The organism is Protofrankia sp. Cj5 (assembly GCF_917627405.1).
GTDB lineage: Bacteria > Actinomycetota > Actinomycetes > Frankiales > Frankiaceae > Protofrankia.
In genome coordinates, this window is the sequence record NZ_CAKJTO010000112.1 from 1 (window position 1) to 1,839 (window position 1,839).

The following is a 1,839-nucleotide window of genomic DNA, read 5'->3' on the forward strand; positions in this document are numbered from 1 at the left end:
CGATCCAAGCGCGCCGTCACGATTCCACCGTAGTAGCAGAATCAGCCCCCATGACCGCTCACCTGGCCGCCCAGCCGGCCGACCAGCCGGCCACCCGGCGCGTCGAAGCGCCCGTCGACCTGCTTGTGCGCGGCGCCGAGATGGTGGTGACGGTCGATGACCAGCGCCGCGAGCTGCCTGGCGGGTGGGTCGCGGTGACCGATGGGCTGGTCAGCGCTGTCGGCGCGGCGCGCGACCCGCTCCCGGCGGCGCACCGCACCCTGGACGCGGCCGGCTGCCTGGTCACCCCCGGCCTGGTCAACACCCACCATCACATCTTCCAGAACCTCACCCGGTCATTTGCGCCGTCGGTGTCCGCGGCGCTGTTCACCTGGCTGCGCACGCTCTACCCGCTGTGGGCGCGCCTGGACGAGGAGGCCGTGCACGTCTCGGCCTACGTCGGCCTGACCGAGCTGGCGCTCGGCGGGTGCACGACCACCACCGACCACCTGTACGTCCACCCCCGCGGCGCCGGTGACCTGATCTCGGCCGAGATCGCCGCGGCCCGCGCGCTGGGCATGCGGTTCCATCCAGCCCGGGGATCGATGTCACTGTCAGTAAAGGACGGTGGGCTACCGCCGGACTCGATCGTCCAGGATCCCGATGAGATCCTCAGCGCCTCCGCGGCGCTTGTCGCCGCCCACCACGATCCCTCCCACGGCGCCATGGTCCGCATCGCGCTGGCGCCCTGCTCACCGTTCTCGGTGAGCCCCGAGCTGATGCGGGCCACCGCCGAACTCGCCGAACGTCTCGACGTGCGGCTGCACACCCATCTCGCCGAGGACCCCGACGAGGACGCCTACTGCCTGGCGACCTACGGCCGGCGTCCGGTCGAGCACTTCGAAGACGTCGGCTGGGGAGGCGACCGGGCCTGGGTCGCCCACTGCATCTGCCCGAACCCGGCTGAGGTCGCCCGGCTCGGCGCGTGGGGTACCGGGGTCGCGCACTGCCCGAGCAGCAACATGATCCTCGGCGGCGGGCTGGCACCGGTCACGCGGCTGCGGGCCGCGGGTGTACCGGTCGGGCTCGGCTGTGACGGCTCCTCCTCGGCGGACGCCGCGTCGCTGTGGCTGGAGGCCCGCACGGCAATGCTGCTGGGACGGGTCCGCGGCGGGGCCGCGTCCATGTCCGCCCGGGATGCGCTCGAGATGGCCACCCGTGGCGGTGCGGGCTGCCTCGGACGGACTGGTGAGATCGGTGAGTTGTCCGTCGGCGCGGTCGGTGATCTGGTGGTCTGGCCACTGGACGGGATCAGCTTTGCGGGGGCGCTGACCGACCCGGTGGAGGCGTGGCTGCGCTGCGGGCCGGTCGCCGCCCGGCACACCGTCGTCGCGGGGAGGACGGTGGTGGCCGACGGGATGCCTGTGCATCCCGGCCTTGCCGAGATGCTGCGCCGCCACCGCATGATTGCCGCACGTATCCAGGGGCTGGGGTAGTACTACAGGGATAGATCCTTAATACATGAATTATGGTCATGTTTTCCTGCAGAAAATTGGGCCGTTTGTCCCATTCACAGAACCATCAACGGCTCGTCCAACCTGCTGCCCGTCGGGGACCGGGCCGCGGTGCACGCGGCCTGGCGACGCCACGCCGACCTGGTCCGCCGCGCCTGGATGCGGGGCTCACCGGTCGGCACGGGCGAGACCGCGCCGACCGGGCTAATATTTGCAGCTTGCACGAACAAATGTTCGATTTTGTGGGCGTTTCGGGTTATCGTTGATCTATGCAGAGCGCCGCCGCCACCGCCAGCCCAGGCTGGGAGCATCCACTGCTCGCCGGGCTGGACACGGTCGCCACCGG

The 1,839-nt window shown here is 70.6% G+C and carries 1 protein-coding gene; it reads left to right on the forward strand.

Features of this window, described 5'->3' with window-relative positions; genetic code table 11:
* Positions 1 to 50: 50 nt before the first annotated feature.
* Entirely contained in the window at positions 51 to 1,475 is a 1,425-nt protein-coding gene (locus MJ777_RS19125; RefSeq protein ID WP_239377336.1) for an 8-oxoguanine deaminase, read from the forward strand.
* Positions 1,476 to 1,839: the final 364 nt, after the last annotated feature.

Bases quoted from the DNA above. Each gene is read 5' to 3' on its own strand.
- MJ777_RS19125 (WP_239377336.1), top strand. From the start codon at position 51: ATGACCGCTCACCTGGCCGCCCAGCCGGCCGACCAGCCGGCCACCCGG.